This is a genomic window from Metabacillus sp. YM-086 (assembly GCF_048059995.1).
GTDB lineage: Bacteria > Bacillota > Bacilli > Bacillales > Bacillaceae > Metabacillus > Metabacillus litoralis_B.
On record NZ_JBLUOI010000044.1, the window covers coordinates 1 to 20,169 of the forward strand.

At 34.9% G+C, this 20,169-nt stretch carries 21 protein-coding genes and 1 tRNA gene; 5 read left to right on the plus strand and 17 right to left on the minus strand.

What is annotated here, in order from left to right; all coding sequences use genetic code 11:
* Positions 1-34: 34 nt before the first annotated feature.
* Complete coding sequence (comGA, locus tag ACEWK1_RS17445; protein ID WP_212136683.1) at positions 35-1,102, minus strand: competence type IV pilus ATPase ComGA; 1,068 nt, start codon at positions 1,100-1,102, stop codon at positions 35-37.
* 503 nt (positions 1,103-1,605) lie between these two features.
* Between comGA and ACEWK1_RS17450 the strand changes: the two genes are divergently transcribed.
* A tRNA-Gln gene (locus ACEWK1_RS17450) sits at positions 1,606-1,677 on the plus strand.
* A gap of 44 nt (positions 1,678-1,721) precedes the next feature.
* On the opposite strand, the gene ACEWK1_RS17455 is transcribed toward ACEWK1_RS17450, so the two are convergent.
* Positions 1,722-2,102 carry a Spx/MgsR family RNA polymerase-binding regulatory protein gene (locus ACEWK1_RS17455; protein ID WP_269671069.1) on the minus strand — a complete coding sequence of 127 codons (381 nt, stop codon included), beginning with the start codon at positions 2,100-2,102 and terminating at the stop codon, positions 1,722-1,724.
* A 341-nt stretch (positions 2,103-2,443) separates the two neighbouring features.
* Here ACEWK1_RS17455 and ACEWK1_RS17460 point away from each other — a divergent pair, with 341 nt between their 5' ends.
* A complete protein-coding gene (locus tag ACEWK1_RS17460; RefSeq protein ID WP_098799530.1) occupies positions 2,444-2,692 on the plus strand; it encodes a DUF2626 domain-containing protein in 249 nt (82 codons plus the stop codon).
* 62 nt (positions 2,693-2,754) lie between these two features.
* On the opposite strand, the gene ACEWK1_RS17465 is transcribed toward ACEWK1_RS17460, so the two are convergent.
* Positions 2,755-3,387 (minus strand): MBL fold metallo-hydrolase, encoded by a 633-nt coding sequence (locus ACEWK1_RS17465; RefSeq protein WP_121662828.1) that lies wholly within the window; start codon positions 3,385-3,387, stop codon positions 2,755-2,757.
* A gap of 253 nt (positions 3,388-3,640) precedes the next feature.
* On the opposite strand from ACEWK1_RS17465, the gene ACEWK1_RS17470 reads away from it, so the two are divergent.
* Complete coding sequence (locus ACEWK1_RS17470) at positions 3,641-3,814, plus strand: DUF2759 domain-containing protein (RefSeq protein ID WP_098799532.1); 174 nt, start codon at positions 3,641-3,643, stop codon at positions 3,812-3,814.
* A gap of 58 nt (positions 3,815-3,872) precedes the next feature.
* On the opposite strand, the gene ACEWK1_RS17475 is transcribed toward ACEWK1_RS17470, so the two are convergent.
* The 6 genes from ACEWK1_RS17475 to ACEWK1_RS17500 form a co-directional block, all read right to left on the minus strand.
* Entirely contained in the window at positions 3,873-4,181 is a 309-nt protein-coding gene (locus ACEWK1_RS17475) for an MTH1187 family thiamine-binding protein (RefSeq protein ID WP_121662829.1), read from the minus strand.
* A 14-nt stretch (positions 4,182-4,195) separates the two neighbouring features.
* Positions 4,196-5,326, minus strand: a complete 1,131-nt coding sequence (locus ACEWK1_RS17480) for a hypothetical protein (RefSeq protein WP_212136685.1) — start codon at positions 5,324-5,326, stop codon at positions 4,196-4,198.
* Between the two features lie 211 nt (positions 5,327-5,537).
* On the minus strand, positions 5,538-6,635 hold the full coding sequence (locus ACEWK1_RS17485; protein ID WP_162987418.1) for a M14 family metallopeptidase: 1,098 nt from the start codon (positions 6,633-6,635) through the stop codon (positions 5,538-5,540).
* A gap of 138 nt (positions 6,636-6,773) precedes the next feature.
* The gene (locus tag ACEWK1_RS17490) at positions 6,774-8,675 is read right to left on the minus strand and encodes an LTA synthase family protein (protein WP_121662832.1); all 1,902 of its coding nucleotides are present in this window, start codon (positions 8,673-8,675) and stop codon (positions 6,774-6,776) included.
* A 406-nt stretch (positions 8,676-9,081) separates the two neighbouring features.
* Positions 9,082-10,038 (minus strand): ROK family glucokinase, encoded by a 957-nt coding sequence (locus ACEWK1_RS17495; protein WP_212136687.1) that lies wholly within the window; start codon positions 10,036-10,038, stop codon positions 9,082-9,084.
* 99 nt (positions 10,039-10,137) lie between these two features.
* Positions 10,138-10,332: a YqgQ family protein gene (locus tag ACEWK1_RS17500; RefSeq protein WP_212136689.1), complete on the minus strand. Its 195-nt coding sequence runs from the start codon at positions 10,330-10,332 to the stop codon at positions 10,138-10,140.
* Positions 10,333-10,645: 313 nt separating this feature from the next.
* On the opposite strand from ACEWK1_RS17500, the gene ACEWK1_RS17505 reads away from it, so the two are divergent.
* Positions 10,646-12,076: a carbon starvation protein A gene (locus tag ACEWK1_RS17505; RefSeq protein ID WP_121662835.1), complete on the plus strand. Its 1,431-nt coding sequence runs from the start codon at positions 10,646-10,648 to the stop codon at positions 12,074-12,076.
* Positions 12,077-12,110: 34 nt separating this feature from the next.
* Here ACEWK1_RS17505 and ACEWK1_RS17510 read toward each other — a convergent pair whose 3' ends face one another.
* Positions 12,111-13,574: a spore germination protein gene (locus tag ACEWK1_RS17510; protein ID WP_121662836.1), complete on the minus strand. Its 1,464-nt coding sequence runs from the start codon at positions 13,572-13,574 to the stop codon at positions 12,111-12,113.
* A 158-nt stretch (positions 13,575-13,732) separates the two neighbouring features.
* Between ACEWK1_RS17510 and ACEWK1_RS17515 the strand changes: the two genes are divergently transcribed.
* Complete coding sequence (locus ACEWK1_RS17515; protein WP_212136691.1) at positions 13,733-14,602, plus strand: hypothetical protein; 870 nt, start codon at positions 13,733-13,735, stop codon at positions 14,600-14,602.
* Here ACEWK1_RS17515 and ACEWK1_RS17520 read toward each other — a convergent pair.
* From ACEWK1_RS17520 to ACEWK1_RS17550, 7 genes are all read right to left on the minus strand, one after another.
* On the minus strand, positions 14,599-16,137 hold the full coding sequence (locus ACEWK1_RS17520; protein ID WP_212136692.1) for a rhomboid family protein: 1,539 nt from the start codon (positions 16,135-16,137) through the stop codon (positions 14,599-14,601). The genes ACEWK1_RS17515 and ACEWK1_RS17520 overlap by 4 nt on opposite strands.
* A gap of 311 nt (positions 16,138-16,448) precedes the next feature.
* Positions 16,449-16,616: a hypothetical protein gene (locus ACEWK1_RS17525; protein WP_162987420.1), complete on the minus strand. Its 168-nt coding sequence runs from the start codon at positions 16,614-16,616 to the stop codon at positions 16,449-16,451.
* A gap of 126 nt (positions 16,617-16,742) precedes the next feature.
* Positions 16,743-17,519 (minus strand): DUF92 domain-containing protein, encoded by a 777-nt coding sequence (locus ACEWK1_RS17530; protein WP_212136695.1) that lies wholly within the window; start codon positions 17,517-17,519, stop codon positions 16,743-16,745.
* Position 17,520: 1 nt separating this feature from the next.
* A complete protein-coding gene (locus tag ACEWK1_RS17535; protein WP_373995107.1) occupies positions 17,521-18,078 on the minus strand; it encodes a 5-formyltetrahydrofolate cyclo-ligase in 558 nt (185 codons plus the stop codon).
* 196 nt (positions 18,079-18,274) lie between these two features.
* Positions 18,275-18,424: a 50S ribosomal protein L33 gene (gene rpmG / locus ACEWK1_RS17540; RefSeq protein WP_026558749.1), complete on the minus strand. Its 150-nt coding sequence runs from the start codon at positions 18,422-18,424 to the stop codon at positions 18,275-18,277.
* A 97-nt stretch (positions 18,425-18,521) separates the two neighbouring features.
* On the minus strand, positions 18,522-19,760 hold the full coding sequence (locus ACEWK1_RS17545; RefSeq protein WP_212136697.1) for a glycosyltransferase family 4 protein: 1,239 nt from the start codon (positions 19,758-19,760) through the stop codon (positions 18,522-18,524).
* Positions 19,693-20,163 (minus strand): hypothetical protein, encoded by a 471-nt coding sequence (locus ACEWK1_RS17550; protein WP_121662841.1) that lies wholly within the window; start codon positions 20,161-20,163, stop codon positions 19,693-19,695. The genes ACEWK1_RS17545 and ACEWK1_RS17550 overlap by 68 nt, the downstream gene beginning before the upstream one ends.
* Positions 20,164-20,169 lie beyond the last annotated feature (6 nt).

Consider the following 20,169-nt stretch of genomic DNA (forward strand, 5'->3'; position numbering starts at 1 on the left):
CAAAGATAGTTGGTCTTTCAATTTCCACTTTTTTTTAATCTTCATAACGAAACACCCAACGGTCATAAGAATTTGGATAAAGATATCCTAGTGCTATTCCCTTTTTTATAACATCTTTTAATGTTGGGTATTGATAGGAAGTTAATTCCCCTTTCGCCTCCTTTACTACAGCTGTTAAGTTTTTCCCATATAAAAGCTCATAAATGCTTAGCCTTCTTTTTTGTCTTAGTTTCTTACAAAAAGGAGAGCATTGATCTTCACAAAATGGACATTTAAGTTGAACCAATCTCTGAGCTGATACAGCAATGAGGGTTTGTTCAATTTCTGATAAACTCACATCAAATTCCATTAAACGATATATCGCACCCTTTGCATCTCTTGTATGCATGGTTGACAAAACAAGGTGACCAGTTAGACTGGCACGAATGGCTATTTGAGCTGTTTCTCGATCTCGAATTTCTCCAACCATAATAATATCGGGATCATGACGCAGAATTGCCTTTAAACCAGCAGCATAGGTAATCCCCGCTTTTTCATTAACTTGAACTTGCAATACTTCCTCACTTTTCGTTTCAACCGGGTCCTCTAAGGTAATAATATTTCTGTTAAAATGACGCTTTGCATAATGAATGAGAGAATAAAGTGTAGTTGTCTTACCCGAACCAGTTGGACCTGTAAAAATCATCAAACCATGTGAGTGATTCAAAATAGAGAGCAGCTTGTTAGTTGTGGCAGGGAATAACGATAAATGTGTAATTGGTGGAATTTTCTCTTGTGGCAGAATTCTAATCACAAGACTTTCTTCGTGAATGGTAGGTAAGGTGGATAATCTAAGATGAACGTTCAGATTAGTAGTAGAAAGTGACAGTGACCCATTTTGTGGTCTTCGTCTTTCACCAATGTCCATGGAGGCTAAGAATTTTAGATGAGAGATAATACGACCACAGATTTCTTTTTTCATTGTATGCTTTTCAATTAAATCATCATCAACTCGAAATTGAATGAGCGTGTCTTGTTCTCTAGGAATAATGTGAATGTCTGAGGCTCTTAATGCACAGGCTTCTTCAATAATGCGTTCACTTATTTGTTCGATTGGTTTCACTTGTGCTTCTCCTTTCTACTTTGTACAACCATTGTACAGAATGAGGGGATTTTTTGCACATTGATAAAAGTGAATTTTAAGGGAGGTTTTTTAGGTCATTTTTAAGTTTTTATAGAAAGAAATTAAATTTATTGTGATTTTTTGTTATATAAAATGGAAAATCGAACATAATAGAGGTTGTAAGTTGGTTTAGAGTAAAGCTTTACTGGGCTACTTGCTCAGCTCATACTTAATCCCAAGTGATACTTAGTTGTCGACGATATTTCGCGTTATTTCCTTACACAAATAACACAAAATATCCTCTTGCTGGGGTAGTGCTTTGTGATGGGGCTTAGTGTAATACTTAAACCGTCTACTTTTTGCTTAGCACTTACTTCATCACAGGTTTTACTTAGTCGTCGACGATATTCCGTGATATTTCCTTCAGAAATATCCCAGAATATCCTCTTGCGGCGCGCATTCATGGAGCAGATTCGAAGAAGCTGCACATGAAGCCTCTTCAATGGGCTATAGCCAAGCGGTAAGGCATCGCACTTTGACTGCGACATGCGTTGGTTCGAATCCAGCTAGCCCAGCTATCTGAAAAAGACGTTTGCCATGTGGCAGACGTCTTTTTCTTTTATGATACTGATTTTTTTAGTTCTTGTTTTCTTGCTACTTTGCTTAGTTCCTGTGGGTTGTAGCCTACGATAAGTTTGTTTCCATCTGTGATGATTGGACGGCGTAGGAGTTTTGGCTCTTGGTGCATAAGCGTAAGTACCTCAGAAAGAGAGAGTTCATTTACGTCAATGTTTAAGTCTTTATAGATTTGGCTTCTTGTTGCAAGAATTTCATCTATGCCTTCTGTTGTTAAAGATAAGATTTGCTTAAGTTCATCTATAGATGGTGTGTCACGAAAAAGATGTCTTTCGTGAAAGGTTACATTGTGCGCTTTTAGCCAATGCTTTGTTTTTCTACATGATGTACAACTTGGATAACTGTAGAACGTTAGATTATTCACGATACTTCCTCCTCAGGTAATAAGTGTTTAGATCTATCATTGGCCCCTGATAACTTGTTGGTTTAATTGTACATTATTTGTACAATGAATGTATAGTTATTTGTTTAATGATTTTTTGAATTTTTTATTACAACAATATTTTCTTTTTTAGATTGTTGCAGCATGATTGTAAACGCTATTTACAAGTATATTAATGGTACATTATAATAATTAAAGTGATGGACTTGTATGTCAGATTATAATTTGTCAAAAGCTATCATATTGATGTTATTTTTTGTACTTCTAACATCAGGTTTATCTACCATTCAGCTAATGGCAAAGTCAACAAAGGAGGGATACATATGGATCGTATGTTCCGAGTATTAGGTTTCTGGACGGGAATCTTCGCAGTAATGTTCTATCTTGGAGATATGAAGACGACTTCCTTACTCTTTTTCGGACAAACTGGATTTTTTGTTTTCTTATCTTATTTAAAATTATCCGAACGCATGTACATTTATATTTTTGGTGCTTACCTAACTATTTTCTTTGTCGGATTTACGTACTGGACAACATTTATGATGATTCCAGGACATAACATGGGACATTAATGAAAACACCAATGTAAATGAAAAAACAGGCAGCTATTTTTTATAGCTGCCTGTTTTTCCTATTAAAAGCCATTTAAAAAAGGATTGCTTTCCATCTCTTGTTCAATACTGGTTTCCGGACCATGTCCTGACAAAACAATTGTTTCTTCTGGTAGGTTCAATAGCTTGTTATGGATGCTTTTTATTAGTTGCTCATGATTGCCACCTGGCAGGTCAGTTCTGCCAATGCTACCTGCAAATAATGCGTCTCCAGAAAAAACAACCCCTGCTTCTTCTGCATAGAAAGAAACGCTTCCTGGTGAATGACCAGGTGTTTCATATACTTGTAAAGAAAATTCACCTATCTCTAGTTTTCCTTCACCTTTAATTAATTTATCAGGCTCTGCCACACTAACAGCACCAGCCATAAAAAATTGAGAACCATTTAGAGACGAATCTGCCAACCAATCTTTCTCATTTTTATGTACATAAACAGGAATGTTCCATTTCTTTCTCACATCGTCTACTGCCCCAATATGATCAAAGTGAGCGTGTGTGAGTAAGATGGCTAGCGGTTTTATATGCTGCTGCTCAAGTAAGCTAATCAGCTTTTTCCCGTCACCACCCGGATCAATAATTAAACATTCCTTCTTTTCATTGAAAAAAAGATAGCAATTCGTTTGCAGTGGTCCTAAAGGAAGTTGTCTCCATTTCATTTTCTCATCCTCCAAATTATGTACTTACGTTCATTTTACACTATAGATCAGTATGATGATAACCACATGATGGTTAATTATAGAACAAGATGGTAAATATAATAGTATCCTATAGAATAAATAGAATCGAAAATAAACTCGACAAACGTCATGAAACCGATTAAAATATTAGAAGGACTTGTTATTGTATTTTGTTTTTAAAAACAAAGATTCAACGAAAAAATGATCTACATAGAGTAAGGGGGCTTTATTAATGGGCTTAGTGATTATTTTTGCACTTGTAACCATTCTAGGGATTTTCGGACTTATTCGTTCACTGAAAGATAAAAACCTTCTTGGTGCAGCATTTGCGTTTGGTACTTTAGCTGTATTTGGATGGTTTGCCGTAATGACCTTTATTCACCACGGTTACCCAACTGCACACTAATAATAAAAACAGAACAAACCCCTTGGCACTTTGCTAAGGGGTTTTTTACTGATTATTTTCAAAAATGCTTCTGTACACTTTCTAGTTTACTTTCCATTGTAGACTTTTTATCTCGTCGATCATCAATTCGAATATTGGTTGCTACCCTTTGGATGCCTTTATTAAAAGGGGCTTCATGAATATCTTCAATCACTTGAAGCAATGTATGTAACTCCCCTTCAATAATGGTATTCATCGGAGTTAGCTGATACTTAATTTTCTCCTCAGATTCGTACTTTTTAAGGATTTGTTGAATATCTGCTACATATTCGCTAACACTTGGTGTATTTGTTCCAATTGGAATTACTGTTACATCTACTATTGCCATATTTGTCATCCTTCCTACTTTAGAGAAACTAGCTCTACCATCTTTTGTGAGTCCAAATTAATTAGATGCTCATATCTAGCACCATATAGTGCATAGTCCCCATTTGGCGATAATTTTATTGGGAGATTTTCCATTTTTTCTATAACTGTTTGTTTTTCACCAGAGTCCAATGAAAAAGAAATGAGAGAAAACCCTGTTTTTTCTTTATTCACTTCAAGCATGTAAAAATGGTTATTATGATCCATATCATGATATGGAATGGACCAATCAGAATAAAGGGCAACTAGACGTGTCGGCATCTCCGACAGTTGTTGTTGACTTATTGAATCATAAAAACGCACCTTTGCTGTACCATCCTCATCCACTATTTCAATCGTAGACATGATGCTTGTGTAATTGGTATTAGCAACAACCCCATCAGAGACAGAAGTTTCCTCTTTGCTATCAAGGTTATAAATATATAATGGAGCAGTTAAAGCCGGAGCTTCTTGATCCCACTTTAAATAGCTCACTTCATGATCATTTATCCATTGAATGAACGGGATATCAACTGGATTTTCAACAAGTGTTTGCTCTTTTGTATCAATTATGTACGTATTATAGGTCCAATCTTCATTAAAACTAGATACAAACAGCTGATTTTGGTCTTGCTGATTCCAAGTGTACTGAAGCTCATACGATTCAATTGTCGTCTGATATTGTATCTTTGCCTCGTCATCCACAATTATTAATTCTGCTTCATAACTTGAAGGACTAGTATGAATTAAAAAAAGACTTTTATCTTCATTTGCTTCCAATTGAACAATTGGTGCTTCTGATGTGAAAAACAATGTTGAGTCTCCAGAGTATATATTATACGTATATACTTTAGATCCATCTGCATCATTGAGGATATAAAAAATGGTCTTGTCATCCTTCCAGTCAGCAACTGAGTGGAATTTCGCCTCCTCTGCTTCTAATGGTAAAGTGAGTTGTTTTCCCTGAGGTTGATTCCCTGAGCCCTTAACAGGGGTTTCTTCTTCCCTCAGAGATAGTAACTCTTTATCATTCTCTTGTTGATGAGATGGATTACAGCCCGATCCAAAAAGCACGATTAACAAGAAACATAAACATAATTTAGTTAATCTCATCAACTTTTCTGTCACCTGTCTCTCCTAAATTTTTCTCTATTACTTCATACGTATTATCTTGTTAAAATGTTTCATTTTATTATTAGATTATTCCTCATTAAAAAATAACATACTGAGGTGTAAAAAAAAATCAAAGCTGATGAACTTTTTTTGAATTTCTTAACTTTAACACTATGTAAAAAAACGAGTGACTAAATGGTGTTCAATCACTCGTTTAAAAAACTTACTACATATATAATGCTGCGTAGAAAATACCCTTACTCTTTTTATAAATATCATCAAATTGGTCAAACGGTAAGGGGTTCACACCATTTCCTAGCTCAATTGTATAGCCTGGTTTTCTATAGTCATGAACGAACCAATCTCTGAACCCCGCATGACTGTCTATGTCTCTTACTGCTTTATAGCCACTAAGACGTTCAAATTCTCTTACAATCGCCTCTGCTTCTTCAGGTTCTTTCCTTAGATATCCCCAGTAAATCTCTTCTCCTTGTGTATGAAATGCTAATACACGATCAAAATGTTGTTTTTTAACAAGATTTGATAAAGCAATGGCTTCAGGTTCAGTTAAAGGAGCATCTCCAGGGTAATCGCGTGGTGCTGGTGTTTTTGGAATTTTACGGGCTTTTTCAATATCCCAGTTAACAGGATATTGATTATTCAAATCAATACCTCTAATATTTGCCTTCCACTGTGAAAAATCGATGCTTAAATCATTCATTTGCAAAAGACCTGCTTCATAGGTGTTATCATGTGGCAATCCATTTAAAACAAGATCTACTCCATCAGGATTGACCATCGGGACGAATGAAAGAGTTGTTTCTTTATATATAGATTGGACATCATGCCCATTTATTCGTATTGAACCATTCCCTAAGGCATCAACATATTCATGTAACCAATACATCATCACACTCGTGGTTATCCATTCATTAGCATGAAAAGAACCGTTCATATGAATCTTTTTAGGGCCATTCCCGATTGTTAATTGATAAATAGGTTTTCCTAACACACTATAGCCAACTATGTCCTTTTTTATAAAAGGATACATAAAAATCAATTTCTCTATTTCCTTTTCTAACTCATTTGAATCATAAGGTTTCTTCATCATTGGTTCGGGTTTTATTTTATCGTCACCAACTAACTCCACGATATCACTATTTTCAACAATAGATAGGCAGTTAACAGGAATATTTAACTGAGTATTTGCTTCTATTTCACCTCTCAGCTCAACATCATTGCTCTCATATAAAAGCTGACTGTCGAGTTGCAAATGAGTTGAAAGATCAGTAAGTGAAATGCTTTTATTTAAGCGGATAATCATCATTGAACCTCCAATTTGCCTATTTAGTTATAGCTTATGTTAGGTTAGTTCAATTGTTGTTAAGTTCATTACTGTTTTTCAATAACAAAAAGGGCTGACCCTCTAAGACTTACACCTTAGTTTGAGTCAGCCCTGTTATTAATTTTTTTCTACCTCTGTTTCTGCTTTTACTTCTGTTTCTTCTCCGTTTTCACCATAAAAACGTAATAAGTCACCGTAAATGATTTCATCAGAGTAATTCAGTTCCTGCTTTGCTTTTTCCATATACGGATCACATACAGCCTGATCTGTAGGCTGGCCTGTTTCTTTATCATAGCAAATACCACGTGTATAAACATTGTTTTCAGTGATAAAGCTTCCATCTCTTAAAACTGTGAACGATAATTTATCATCTGATAACGCATCTGTACCAAACTGAATTTGCTCACTAGTATCAATACCTAATAAGCTCATGATTGTTGGGCGGATATCAATTTGTCCTGCTACTTTCGTGATTTTCTTAGGATCTTTATCCGTTACACCTGGTATGTGAACAATGAAAGGAACACGTTGTAATTGCACTGTTTCAAATGGCGTAATCTCTCTGCCAATAAACTTCTCCATTGCTACGTTATGGTTTTCTGAAATTCCATAGTGATCACCATAAAGGATGATGATTGAGTTTTGATAAACATCTGTTTTCTTTAAGTCCTCAAAGAATACTTTTACTGCCTCATCCATGTAACGAACAGTAGGAATATATTGATTTAACGTTTTACTATTAGAATCAAACTCGTCAATCATACGATCCTCTTCCCCAAGTTCAAATGGAAAGTGGTTTGTTAATGTAATTAATCTTGTATAGAATGGCTGTGGAAGATTATCGATATGTTGAACTGACTGTTGGAAAAAGTCGATATCCTTTAAGCCCCAACCAATTGAATTTTCTTCCGTTACATTGTAATCATTAACATCAAAGAAGCGGTCATAGCCAAATGCTTGATACATCAAGTCACGATTCCAGAAACTCTTATTATTCGCATGAAACACTGTTGAATAGTATCCAGACTCTTTTAAAATTTCTGGTGTTGCATTGTATTCATTATTGCTGTTTGTAAAGAATACGGCACCACGACCTAATGGATATAATGAGTTATCTACAATAAATTCAGAGTCAGATGTTTTTCCCTGACCTGTTTGATGATAAAAGTTTTCAAAGTAGTAACTCTCACCGATAAGATCATTTAAAAATGGAGTAATTTCTTGTCCATTTAATTCTTCATTTAGTACGAAGCTCTGTAATGATTCAAGTGAAAGTAAAATCACATTACGACCTTGCGCTATTCCTTGTAAGTCTTCATTTGAAGCTTTACGGTTAGCATTTACATAGTTTTCTATCTCAGTCAAGCTATCACTGTCAGCTAAAGCACGTTGGGCAGATGTTTTTGATTGTAATACCGCATCATAAATATGAAAGTTGTATACACTGATGTTTTTCACCAGCATTTCTCTATCAAATGAACGTGTTAATAATTGTGGTCTTTCTGTTTCAGCTAAGCCTAAATTAAAAAAGAATACAGCGGCTACTAGTAGAAAATAAGCTGACTTTTCTTTTCTAGTCAGTAATGAAGCGGATCGGAAAGTTGGCTTTTTTAATAACCAGTATAAAATAGCTAAATCAACAAACATTAATAAATCACTAGGTAAGAAAAGATTCGTAATACTACTTCCTAAATCTCCCATATTGCTTGTCTGAAACAATACTGGTATTGTTAGAAAATCATTGAAAAATCGGTAAAATACCATGTTTGCCAAGAGCAAGGCTGTTACAAAGATACTAGCACCAAATATATAGCGGTTTCTGTTCTTCTCCTTCATGAAAAGACCAAAACCAAATATTAGTAATAGAAAGCTCAATGGATTAATGAATAATATAAACTCTTGTGTGAAGTTTTCAATTTTAATATCAAAGCTAGTTTTATAGACAATGTATGTTTTTATCCATAGAAATAACGTTGCTAATAGTAAAAATGAGATTTTTGAAAATGTCTTTTTGCGCATCTAACTACCTCCTCATCCCTTGGGACAATTACGCTTCCTTTTATCTCTAATTATTTCCATTTATTAGGTAAGTATTAAACAACTAAAACATATCTTAATACTTTCTTTACAAAAAATCAATGTTTTTTCATACGCCCATTACAATAGCCTGCTAGAATAATAATGTTAAGCTTATTCTCTATACCCTAGTATTAGACGTCCTAAAACATAAAAAGTTTCGTTTTCATTAAAAGTAAAATAATTCTGAAAATAAACCAAGGGATCTAGGTCTACTTTTGATTAGATACAAAAGATCCATTAAACTCAGCAATTTCACCATTTAAAACATAAAAGGAGCTCTCTCATGGAGGCTCCTTTTTACTATCACCTATTAGAAGTAATTCATAGGTCTTTTTACGTGTTGAATTTATTTATTTAGTAACTTTGTCTTAACTAACCATGCTCCACCGATTACACCTGCATCATTCCCTAATGTCGCAACCGAGATGGACGCTGCTTTAGCAACTCGTGGAAAGGCAAAGCGTTTAAAATATTGCTCAACTCTAGAGATAAGAAGGTCTCCAGCTTTAGATACTCCACCGCCGATTACAATCTTTTCAGGATTTAATCCATTGGATAAATTTGCAAGTACAAGTCCTAGTTGAAATGTAACATAATCAATTACTTCTAAAGCTAAAGAATCACCTTTTTCAGCTGCATCAAATACATCTTTTGATGTTAAATCAGAGATCGTTTTAAGAATGCTATCCTGATTAGATGATTGAAGCTTTTCCTTTGCTATTCTTACGATTCCAGTAGCTGATGCTATTGTTTCAATACACCCTGTTTTACCACACCCACATTGAGCTCCACCTTCAGGGACAACCGTAACATGTCCAATTTCTCCACCTGCTCCATTTACACCATGAATTACCTCTCCATTAGAAATAAGACCGCCACCAACACCAGTACCTAATGTTACACAAATTAAGTCCTTAGCTCCGTCTCCAGCACCTTTCCACATTTCTCCTAGTGCTGCAATGTTTGCATCATTATCAATAACAGCAGGTAAACCGGTTTCTAGCTCTAAATGATCTCTTAGTGGGTAGTTTACCCAGCCTAGGTTTGGTGTTTCATAAATAAGTCCGCTTTCTAAATTAACTGGACCAGGCGCTCCCATCCCTACGCCACCAAGTCTTGATTTATCCATTCCAAGTTCTTCTAGCTTTGTATCAATTGCTTTAGCGATATCAGTTGTAATCGCCTTCCCTGATTTATCAGTAGGAATTTCCCATTTCTCTACAATCTCTCCGTAGTAATTAATAAATGCCATTTTTATTGTTGTACCACCTAAATCTACACCCACTAATATTTTCTCATTCATTTAAAATCACCTTTTTCTACTATTATATATGTGTTCATTAGTAAACGTTTTCAACCCTGTTACTTTTTACTTATACCAAACACTAAACTTATATTATCCTTATCTTTTAAGTTTTTGCATTTCTTGTCTTAAGAGGAGAATTGCCATTTGGTAATCCTTTGGCTCTACTAAATTTGATTGATACAGCTGTTTCATTTCTTCTTCCATTAATTCTAAGTCAGAAACTCGATCGCCTATGTAAATGATCGTTCCGAATTTTTTTAAAAGCTGCTGAACGTCATATATTGTTTTCAAGGTATCACCTACTTCATTATAACTGAGCACTACTTTCAAGTATAAAGGAATTGAAAAAAGCGTCAAGAAAACGTTAAAAATTTGTAAGGGTATTTAACAAGATTATTTTTCTAGCATTCCCTACATTATATTTCAATATATTAAAAATGATCAGAAACCATTAATTTTCCCTTATGTTGATTGGATTCAATACTATATTTTGTTTTATTTATCTGAATTATTTATTTTTTCTAAAAAATATATTGTCATTTCTAAAAGACAAGTTTAAAATAGGGTTACTTATTAATTGGAAGTTTATTAGGGGGAACAAGTAATGGTAACTTTTATTTTATGTGTACTTATTTTAATCGTAGGATATTTCGTGTATTCGAAGGTAGTTGAGCGCGTATTTGGTATTGATGACCAACGTGTAACTCCTGCTTATGCAAAAACAGATGGGCTAGACTATATGCCTATGAGCTGGTGGAAGGCTTCACTTATTCAGCTACTAAATATCGCAGGCTTAGGTCCTATATTCGGGGCGATTATGGGAGCTCTTTATGGACCAGTTGCATTTATCTGGATTGTTGTTGGATGTTTATTCGCCGGCGCTGTTCATGATTATTTTTCTGGGATGCTTTCCATTAAACATGGCGGTGAACAATATCCAACCCTTGTTGGACGTTATTTAGGAAAATCAGTAAAAACAATTATAAACTTAGTATCACTAGTGTTAATGATTTTAGTTGCAGCAGCTTTTACAGCAGGACCAGCTCAATTAGTTGAGCAGTTAACACCTTTAAGCTATTCAGCTTCTTTATTACTTATTTTCGTTTATTTCGTACTAGCAGCTGTTTTACCTATTAACAAACTAATCGGAAAAATTTACCCAATTTTCGGACTAATCTTAATCATCATGGCTGTTTCTATTGGATTTGCTTTATTCTTTATGGATCATTCCATTCCAAATCTAACAGTAGAAAATTTACATCCTGGTGAATTACCTATTTGGCCATTGCTAATGGTTACGATCTCATGTGGAGCGATCTCTGGTTTCCACAGTACACAAAGTCCAATTTTAGCTAGAACATTAAAGAAAGAAAGCGATGGACGCAAAGTATTTTTTGGTGCAATGGTTGCTGAAGGTATTATTGCTTTAATTTGGGCAGCAGCTGGTATGACATTCTTTGGTGGTCCAGATGGACTTCAAGGAGCTCTTGCTGAAGGAGGTACAGCAGGTGTTGTAAACGAAATTAGTAAAACAACATTAGGTCAATTTGGTGGAATTCTTGCCATTTTAGGTGTCATTATTCTTCCTATCACAACAGGAGATACAGCATTAAGATCTTCAAGAATGATGCTAGTAGAATTATTAAGCAAATTTGGAAATTTTGATTCTAAAATGAAAACTGTATTAATGACAATTCCAGTTATCGTTCCAACTTATCTTTTAACACAAATGGATTATTCATTCTTATGGCGTTACGTTGGTTGGACAAACCAAGTAGTAGCAACAGTGATGCTATGGACAGCTGCAATGTATTTACTACAGAACAACAAATTTCACTGGATTTGTAGTCTTCCAGCATTGTTCATGACAGCTGTAACTGGATCTTATATTTTCTATGCACCAGAAGGATTCCAATTATCCTATCAAACTTCTATGATCATCGGCTCCATCATCTTTTTAGCCGTACTTATTTGGTTCTTAACTCAAATGAAGAAATATAAAAGCAATCCTCTTCCATATGAAAAGGTTGCTTAAATCCCAAAAGGGCTGACAAATTGTCAGCCCTTTTTTAACGATCAGGATCTTGTGGATGTAAAAATGTTGGTCGCCGATTTTTTAACGGCATTGGTGAACGGAATAAAACATCCCTTAGGGCGCGACCATTAAATGGGATAAACGGATATAGGTATGGAACATTAAAGGACTTCATACGCGCAAGCATTATAATCCAGCCAGTAATTCCAGCTACAAAACCTATTACTCCTAGCCATGCGGTGAATAGAAGTAGCACGATACGGTAAATTCGATTAGCTAGGCTTAATTCGTAACTAGGTGTTGCAAAGGTTCCAATTGCCGCTATAGCTAAGTATAAAATCACTTCGTTTGTCAAAAGGCCAACTTCCACCGCTACCTGGCCGACCATTAATGCGGCAACAAGCCCAAGGGCGGTTGCCAACGATGAAGGAGTATGTATGGCGGCCATCCTTAATATATCAATACCGAGTTCAATTAGAAGGAACTGTAGAAGCAAAGGTACTTGACCTGGGTCTTCAATACCAACAAACTTCATACCAGGTGGCAACAAATCAGGATTATTAGCGAATAAATACCAAAGCGGTAAAAGAAAGATTGAAGCCCAAACTGCAATAAATCGAACCATTCGTAAATAAGCTCCTACTATCGGCTTATTTCGATATTCCTCAGCATGCTGCAAATGATGCCAAAATGTCGTTGGCGTGATAAGTGCGCTAGGAGACCCATCAACAAAAACAATTACATGTCCCTCATATAAATGAGCTGCTGCTGTGTCAGGACGTTCGGTGTATCTTACCACCGGGTATGGGTTAAGATGTCGACCTGATATAAATTCCTCTACTGTTTTTTCACCCATTGGAAGACCGTCTGTATCAATAGCCTTTAGTGACTTTTTTAAATCCTCTACATGTTTCAAGTCTGCTATATCCTCTAAATAGCACACAACCACATCTGTTTTGGAACGTCTACCTACTTGTAGATACTCCATTCTGAGAGATCGATCTCTAATTCTTCGTCTTGTTAACGCCGTATTAAATACGATTGTTTCGACATACCCATCCCTTGAGCCCCTAACAACTTTTTCCATATCTGGTTCCTGTGGCCCACGAACAGGGTATGTTCGGGCATCAATTAAAATGACTTGATCAATACCCTCTATAACAAGAGCTGTTGGCCCTGCCAAAACAGTTTGAACAACTGTATTTAAATCATCTGTTTTTTCAATTTCTACGTACGGGATATACGTTTTGAGTAGCTTTTCAAGTGTATTTTCCTCGAGCTGCTCTGGTGTAAGCTCAGATAAATATTTCATTAAATAATGTAGAATATCATCTTTTACAAATCCATCCACCATAAATAACGCCATTTTACGTCCAGCATACTCAACATCGAGCTGAATAACATCAAAGCTTTTTTTTACACCCAGCCGTTCATTTAAGTACGATGTATTTTCCTGAAAATCTTTTGTTACAATCTTTTTTTCTACCTCATACGCCATAAGATTTCTCCATTCCGTATCACGATTTGTTACAATCTTTGACGAATTATTGGTAAAACATACCTATATTCTATTAATTTGTTATTTTTAGCTTGTACTCATAAAATTCGAAAATGACTCATACAATTTAGCAACCTGTCCTTCTCGGAGTTGATAAAATGAAAGTAAAATGGATGATTGTCATCATTCTTGCCCTTATAACGTCTGGTATTCTTTATTTTTCGCATGGTCAAAGTGTTCGTGAAAGCATTATCTTTTTTCCCATTACCGATTCTGTAGCTTTTACAACAGCTTCAACTTCACTTGAATTTGTTGAAAATAAGGATGATGATGAATATGTGATTGAATGGGATGCTACCTCGTTTACGAACAAGGTAATTTTTCTTAGACAAGATTTATCTCTTCTTTTCTCTGATGGTAAATTAATTGACACATTATCAGAGTGGGAAGACCAAAGCCAAAAGCTGGCACAGTTTAAAAAGGTAAATGGTGAAGACAGTAGCCATTATGAAGCCATTAGTCTTCATTATGGTGAGATCCATTTGGAAGATGATCAAATCCGAAGTACACAGCAGATGACAAGTGATCATTTATATGTCATTGATTCAGAATTTACAAATGCTTTTTCATTTAAAGAAGCACAAACAGAGGAAGAACATGAGTGGAAAGATATTTTAGACAAAGTAAAAGCACAACACCTTGAATATAGCTGGAATCATTTAATCAATCATTATCAGATAAATAAAAATGAGTACGAGGCTATTCCATTAATTGAGCTTGCTAGATATAATAATGAGCCCCTTTTAGGACTTTCTAAGGCAAAAACACAAGAAGTCATCGGGAGTCTTTGGGAAGGGCTATATAAGAATTATTTCTTAGGTTTAAAAATAAAAGAAGGGAAAGCCATTGAACCAATTGGTAGTACAATGCCTCTCCTTCTATTTGCAAAAGATTATTCACATGTATTAGTACTAATTCAAGCAGAAGATGGTACTCCTTTTAAATTTATACAAAACATTAAAAGTTAAGGAGTAAGTTCATCCTGAAAAGCTTTGTAGTTTTCATTGTCCGGATCAAATTCTAGAGCTTTTGATACTTGTTCTTGCGCTAATTCCAATTTATTTTGATTAGCGTATAATACAGCTAAATTAAAATGTGCCTGGTGGTAGCTGTCATCATTTGAGATGACTTGTTGCAGGTGTTCCGTCGCTTCATCGTATTTTTTCAATTGAATGGCAGCTACAGATAATAAAAACAAGATATCATTTGAAGACTGATCACTAGAAATGGCTTCATGTAAATATGTGTATGCTTCTTCAAACTCTTCATTTTGAATAAGCTCCTGCCCCTTCATCGCTCTATACTCACTATATTGTGCTTTTGATTGGTCCATCCCGTATAGGATTAATCCTATTAACAATGCGACTGTTATGATAAGTCCGCCAACTCTAAGAAACCATTTTTTTTGGTTGGGTAGCTGAACGATGCTTGCAGCGAGAAATCCACCTATTAACCCTCCTATATGCCCTGCATTGTCAATATTAGGGATTACAAATCCCATCGCCAGGTTAATACCAACAACCACTAAAATATTTGAGCCCATTGTTCGGAAAAACACTTTTCGATTATAGACACCAATAAATAGTAAAGCACCAAAGCAGCCAAAAATAGCTCCCGAAGCTCCAGCAGACAGAAATGGACTAAAGGCAAAACTGACAATTGATCCAGAAACCCCTGCTAAAAGATAAATAAATAAAAATTTTCCTCTTCCATAAGCCCTTTCAACCGCTGGCCCAATATAAAAGAGAGCAAAGCTATTCATAAGGAGATGAAGAAACCCAATATGTAGAAAAATAGGTGTTATAAATCTCCACCATTCTCCATCATAAATAAGTGGATTAAATTTAGCGCCGAACTGAATAAGTGTATTTGTATCAGTACTTCCCCCAAAAAGTTCAAGAACAAGGAACATAAGGATTTGAATGCCTAGGAATATATTAGTAAAGAAAGGCTTGCCATTTTGAAAGAGCCTTTTTTCTTCCTCTCTTAGTTTATTTTGATGAGAAATAACTCGTGTCCTAACTTCATGAAGCTGAGATTCAGACACATCGGAAGAATTTAAATCTTTAATTGTGTCTAAAGGAAGATGTAGAGTGTCTGACAGCTTATCTAATCCTTGTTTCAGTTCATCTTTCACAAGAATCATTGAGGTAATATCAATGCTGCCCTTTCTTCCACCACTATAGCCCTTTAAAAACACTTCAGGATAGTCATCTACAGGCGGCAAGCTAGAAAAATAGATATTTAAAACCGTCAAAGGACCTCTAACCCCGGTTTTTAACAGCTGTTCAAATTTCCGACCGGCTTGTTCAATATCAATAGCAAGTGTGTTTCCCCAATCAACATCAGTTCTCTTTACCCTAATAATTGAAAACTGTTTCTTCCTAAAAGGTTCGAGCATAACCTCATTTCCATCTTGGGAAATAGCTAAGATTGTATACTTCTGTTCAATAACTAGTTGTTCAATAAACGACCAGTAGACATAATCCTGTTCTAAGACCATTTTTATCCGCTCCGCTTTATTTTTCTTTATTATATCAATACATGAATCAATTTCATAATGTATCATTTGTTACCAAAAAACGTATGAATTTCACATATAATCAAGTTTTGATCCCAGTATTGTATATTAACATGTTCAGGATGACGAAAAATGTTCGTTTTTTGATTTAAGAGTCATAATTATGAAATTAACTCACATAAACAAGAAAAGAAAGATTCTGCTTTTACAGATAAAAAAAAGCTGACAGTTCAAAAGAAAGTCAGCTTTAATGATGAATTTTCATTATGTTTTGATTTCTAAAATTGTTCAAATCAATGGAAAGCACGATTAACAAAACGATCTCTAATAAATGGTATTCTCATCGATAAATTAATAAAATATCTACGCAATTGCGGTTGACCTAATACAAAATTTACAATGCGATATCGATAACGATAAACAGCAAATGAACCTGCCGCAAGCATAATTAATCGTCTCATGATCATCCCTCCTACTCTTTATCATTAGTAGGAACGGGTGATTTTATCCTTTTTAAAAAAAGGTAACATTGTTTCCTTTACTACACTAACTGAGTGTTTGAATGATATTTGCTTTTTCATAAGTTTTTATATAAAGGATAGAAACGCTAGGAATGTCGTCAATACAATTGCTATAAAATTAACTGCATCATTATTCATAAAAGCAAACCGATTTGATTTCCATCCAATTTTCGAACAATGAATTCTTTTTTCAGTAACCTTTTGACAAGTTTTACATTTGTATTTTATTTGAACAGTTTGCCCTAGAACAGTATCAAAAATATTTCCAAGGAAACCAAAAAGAGCAACGAATAAGACATCTAGTATAGACAGTGAAAATACGAAACCTGACATAATACCGATAAAGAACGCTCCAACCAAACCTGCAAAAGAACCAAGCAAAGAAACAGCACCAGAGGTACCTCTGTCCACTTCCTTTAGTGTAAGCAACATTCTAGGACGTCCTTTACTCAATGTGCCTATTTCGGAAGCCCATGTATCTGAATTTGCTGCAGCTAAAGAAATTGAAAACAACAAGAGGTAGAGTGTATCGTTTGACCCTTGGAAATAATAAACAACTGCAATAAGCGCTGGTATTCCTCCATTTGCCGCTACCTGCATCATATCTCGTTGATCACCTTTAGGAAGGATTTCCTGTAAAAATGACTTTTGTTTTGCTTTAACCTTACTTAGAAGGCTCGAACTTACAAAGAAGCATCCCAATAAAAATAAGCCTTTCCAGGAAAAACCTAAAAAAATAGCTGAACCTACCACAAAAGCACCTATCATTCCACTTATCGACAACGACCTCATTTTCCACGCCCTATAGGAAAGGAACATGACTAAAAGTAATCCAAGTAACATTTTATTTCATTACTCCATGCTCAGTAATAAGGGTGGATACAGGAACATCATGAGCTTCTATAGGTACTCCGTTAATAAGTTGACTTGAAAAAGCTAATGAAACAGTATCATTTTTATAATCCATAAGATATCGATCATAATATCCCCCACCATAGCCTATTCGATAACCATTTTTATCAAAACAAATACCTGGGACAAGGATAAGATCAATTAGAGATTTTTTTACAGCAGATGTTTCTGATAAGATCGGTTCTTTTAAACCGTAAAAGACATTCTCAAGCTGATCAAAAGAGGTAATGCTTCTAAATTCCATCGTATTGGTAGCTGGTTCGCATTTTGGAACAACAACTGTTTTCTTATCAGTCCACGCTTGTTTTATGATCGGAAAAGTATCAACTTCTCTGCCTCGAGAAACTGTAACAGCTACTGTATTTGCCTTATTCCATGTTGAGAAAGAAAATAAATGCTTATGTATTTCTTTTGAAAGCTGTTGATATTCTTCATCACTGATTTCGGTAAGTTGTTTTAGCATAATGCTTCTCATTTCCTTTTTCTTCAAGAATATCCCTCCTTTTGTTTATAGTAGCATATTTGAAAACTCGCTGACTGGTGAAAATAAAAAGTGAAGACCGAAGCGTTAGTTGAACTTATAGTTAATAAATAAAATTAGCTACTACGTCGTGTAGTCTCCTGTGCTACTAATTTATACTGTAATAACGTATAAAAAAAAACAGTAGGATATAAAATCCTACTGCTTACTTTGTTTCACGGTGTACTGTCATTTTTTTCTCTCTTGAACAATATTTCTTAAGCTCAAGACGATCTGGATTATTACGTTTATTCTTTTTAGAAATATAGTTACGTTCGCCACAATCAGTGCAAGCTAATGTAATATTCACACGCATGTTTCTTTCCCTCCAAACATAAAAAACTATAAAACAAATCAGACTTTAATATAATAGCATTTTTATTTGACAAATTCCACATCTATTTCATTATATTTTAAAGATATTGTAGAAATTCAGGCTTTTTATAGATAGAGATTAACTTTTTTATAAGAATTGACCACTGATACTCCTTTATAATAGCAAGATATCCAGTATGAGCTATCTCATCGGCCTGCTTTGGGTGTGACAGAACAAAATGTAGAGTTTCAGCTAAACTTTTGCTGTTAATTTGCTCTGTTAACAAGCCACGGTTATGCAACAACACTTCTCCTAAGCCTCCAACCTGAAATGAGATAATTGGTTTATGTAAAACCATTCCTTCTAAAGCAACGATCCCAAATGGCTCATATAAGCTTGGTACAATAAGTGCTTGGCAATTGCTAAGTAGTGTATTACGTTCCTTATCTTTCACAAAACCAGTAAAAAAAACGTTCGCCTTGATTTGAAGAGTTGTTGTCATTTGTTTTAATTGTTCTTCATAAGGTCCTTCACCAGCTATAACAAGGTTTAATTCAGAATACTCTTTATGTAAGATCGAGAAGGCCTCAAGGAGAAGGTGATATCCCTTTTCTTTAACTAATCTTCCCATGGATAATAAAAAAGGAGAATTGATAAAAGAAAACTTTTGTAGTGCTTGTGAAGGCTCTAGCATTTTTTGATAGTTTTCGACGATAACACCATTTGGTATTACCTCTATTTGAATTTCTCGTTTTACTGCTCTATTTTCTATAATTTTTCTCATATAAAGACTACAAACGATTAGCTGATCTGAAGCTTCAATAAGCTGTTTCTCATAGTTTGTTATGGTGGAAAGCTCTTTTCCATTCTTAAATTGTTTTCGTTCATGTTCTGTAGAATGAATCGTCGTAATTAATGGTTTATGTAATTCTTCCTTAATTTGACAAGCTGATGCCGTAAACATCCAATCATGTACGTGAATGAGGTCAAATGGAATGTGTAGCTCCTGAAGAACAAATTGACTGAACCGAAAATTAATGTTCCGTATAAAATCGAACAAATCTGACGAGTTTTGTCTCCATGGCAGCAAGTGAAAGATGTGGACATTCTCCTTCTTCATATAACTTTCTTTATTACTTTTAGAAGGCGTTAAAATAATAAATGTAAGATTATGTTTAATGCCTTCCTCCACGAAATCATTTACATGTCTACCAAGTCCCCCAACTAGATGTTCATCAAATTCAGGTGTTAACGCTAAAATTGTACGATCACTCTTCATCATAGTCTGTATATGCTGAGAACATTGGTACCCACGTCTCGCTCTCCTCCATTTCAACTACCCTTCTCCAGTTTAGTTGATTCTTTATTCTCTTATGATTATGGTACTCTTTTTTAGTAGAGCATTTAATGACTATAGATTGGTTTTTAGAGTTGCTTACGACGAGCTCACAAGAGTATGTAGCTGTCTCAAGGTTTCGAATTTCTAAAACACCACTACATTTACTTACATTAAATGAAAATTCTTCATTGAATTGATTCTGCCGACAAAGAATAACTCTTACTAATAAATCATTAAAGTTTTCTCCAAGTAATGAGGAAACCGCTATCTTAGTAGAAGAAACTATTTTCCAGGAAACTAGTACAACGTCTGGATAAGTAAAAATTTCTATAGTATCGACACAAACCGGCGATTGATTTCGAATGATATGTTGGTGATTAAGAAGATGATATGTTTCCATAAAGAT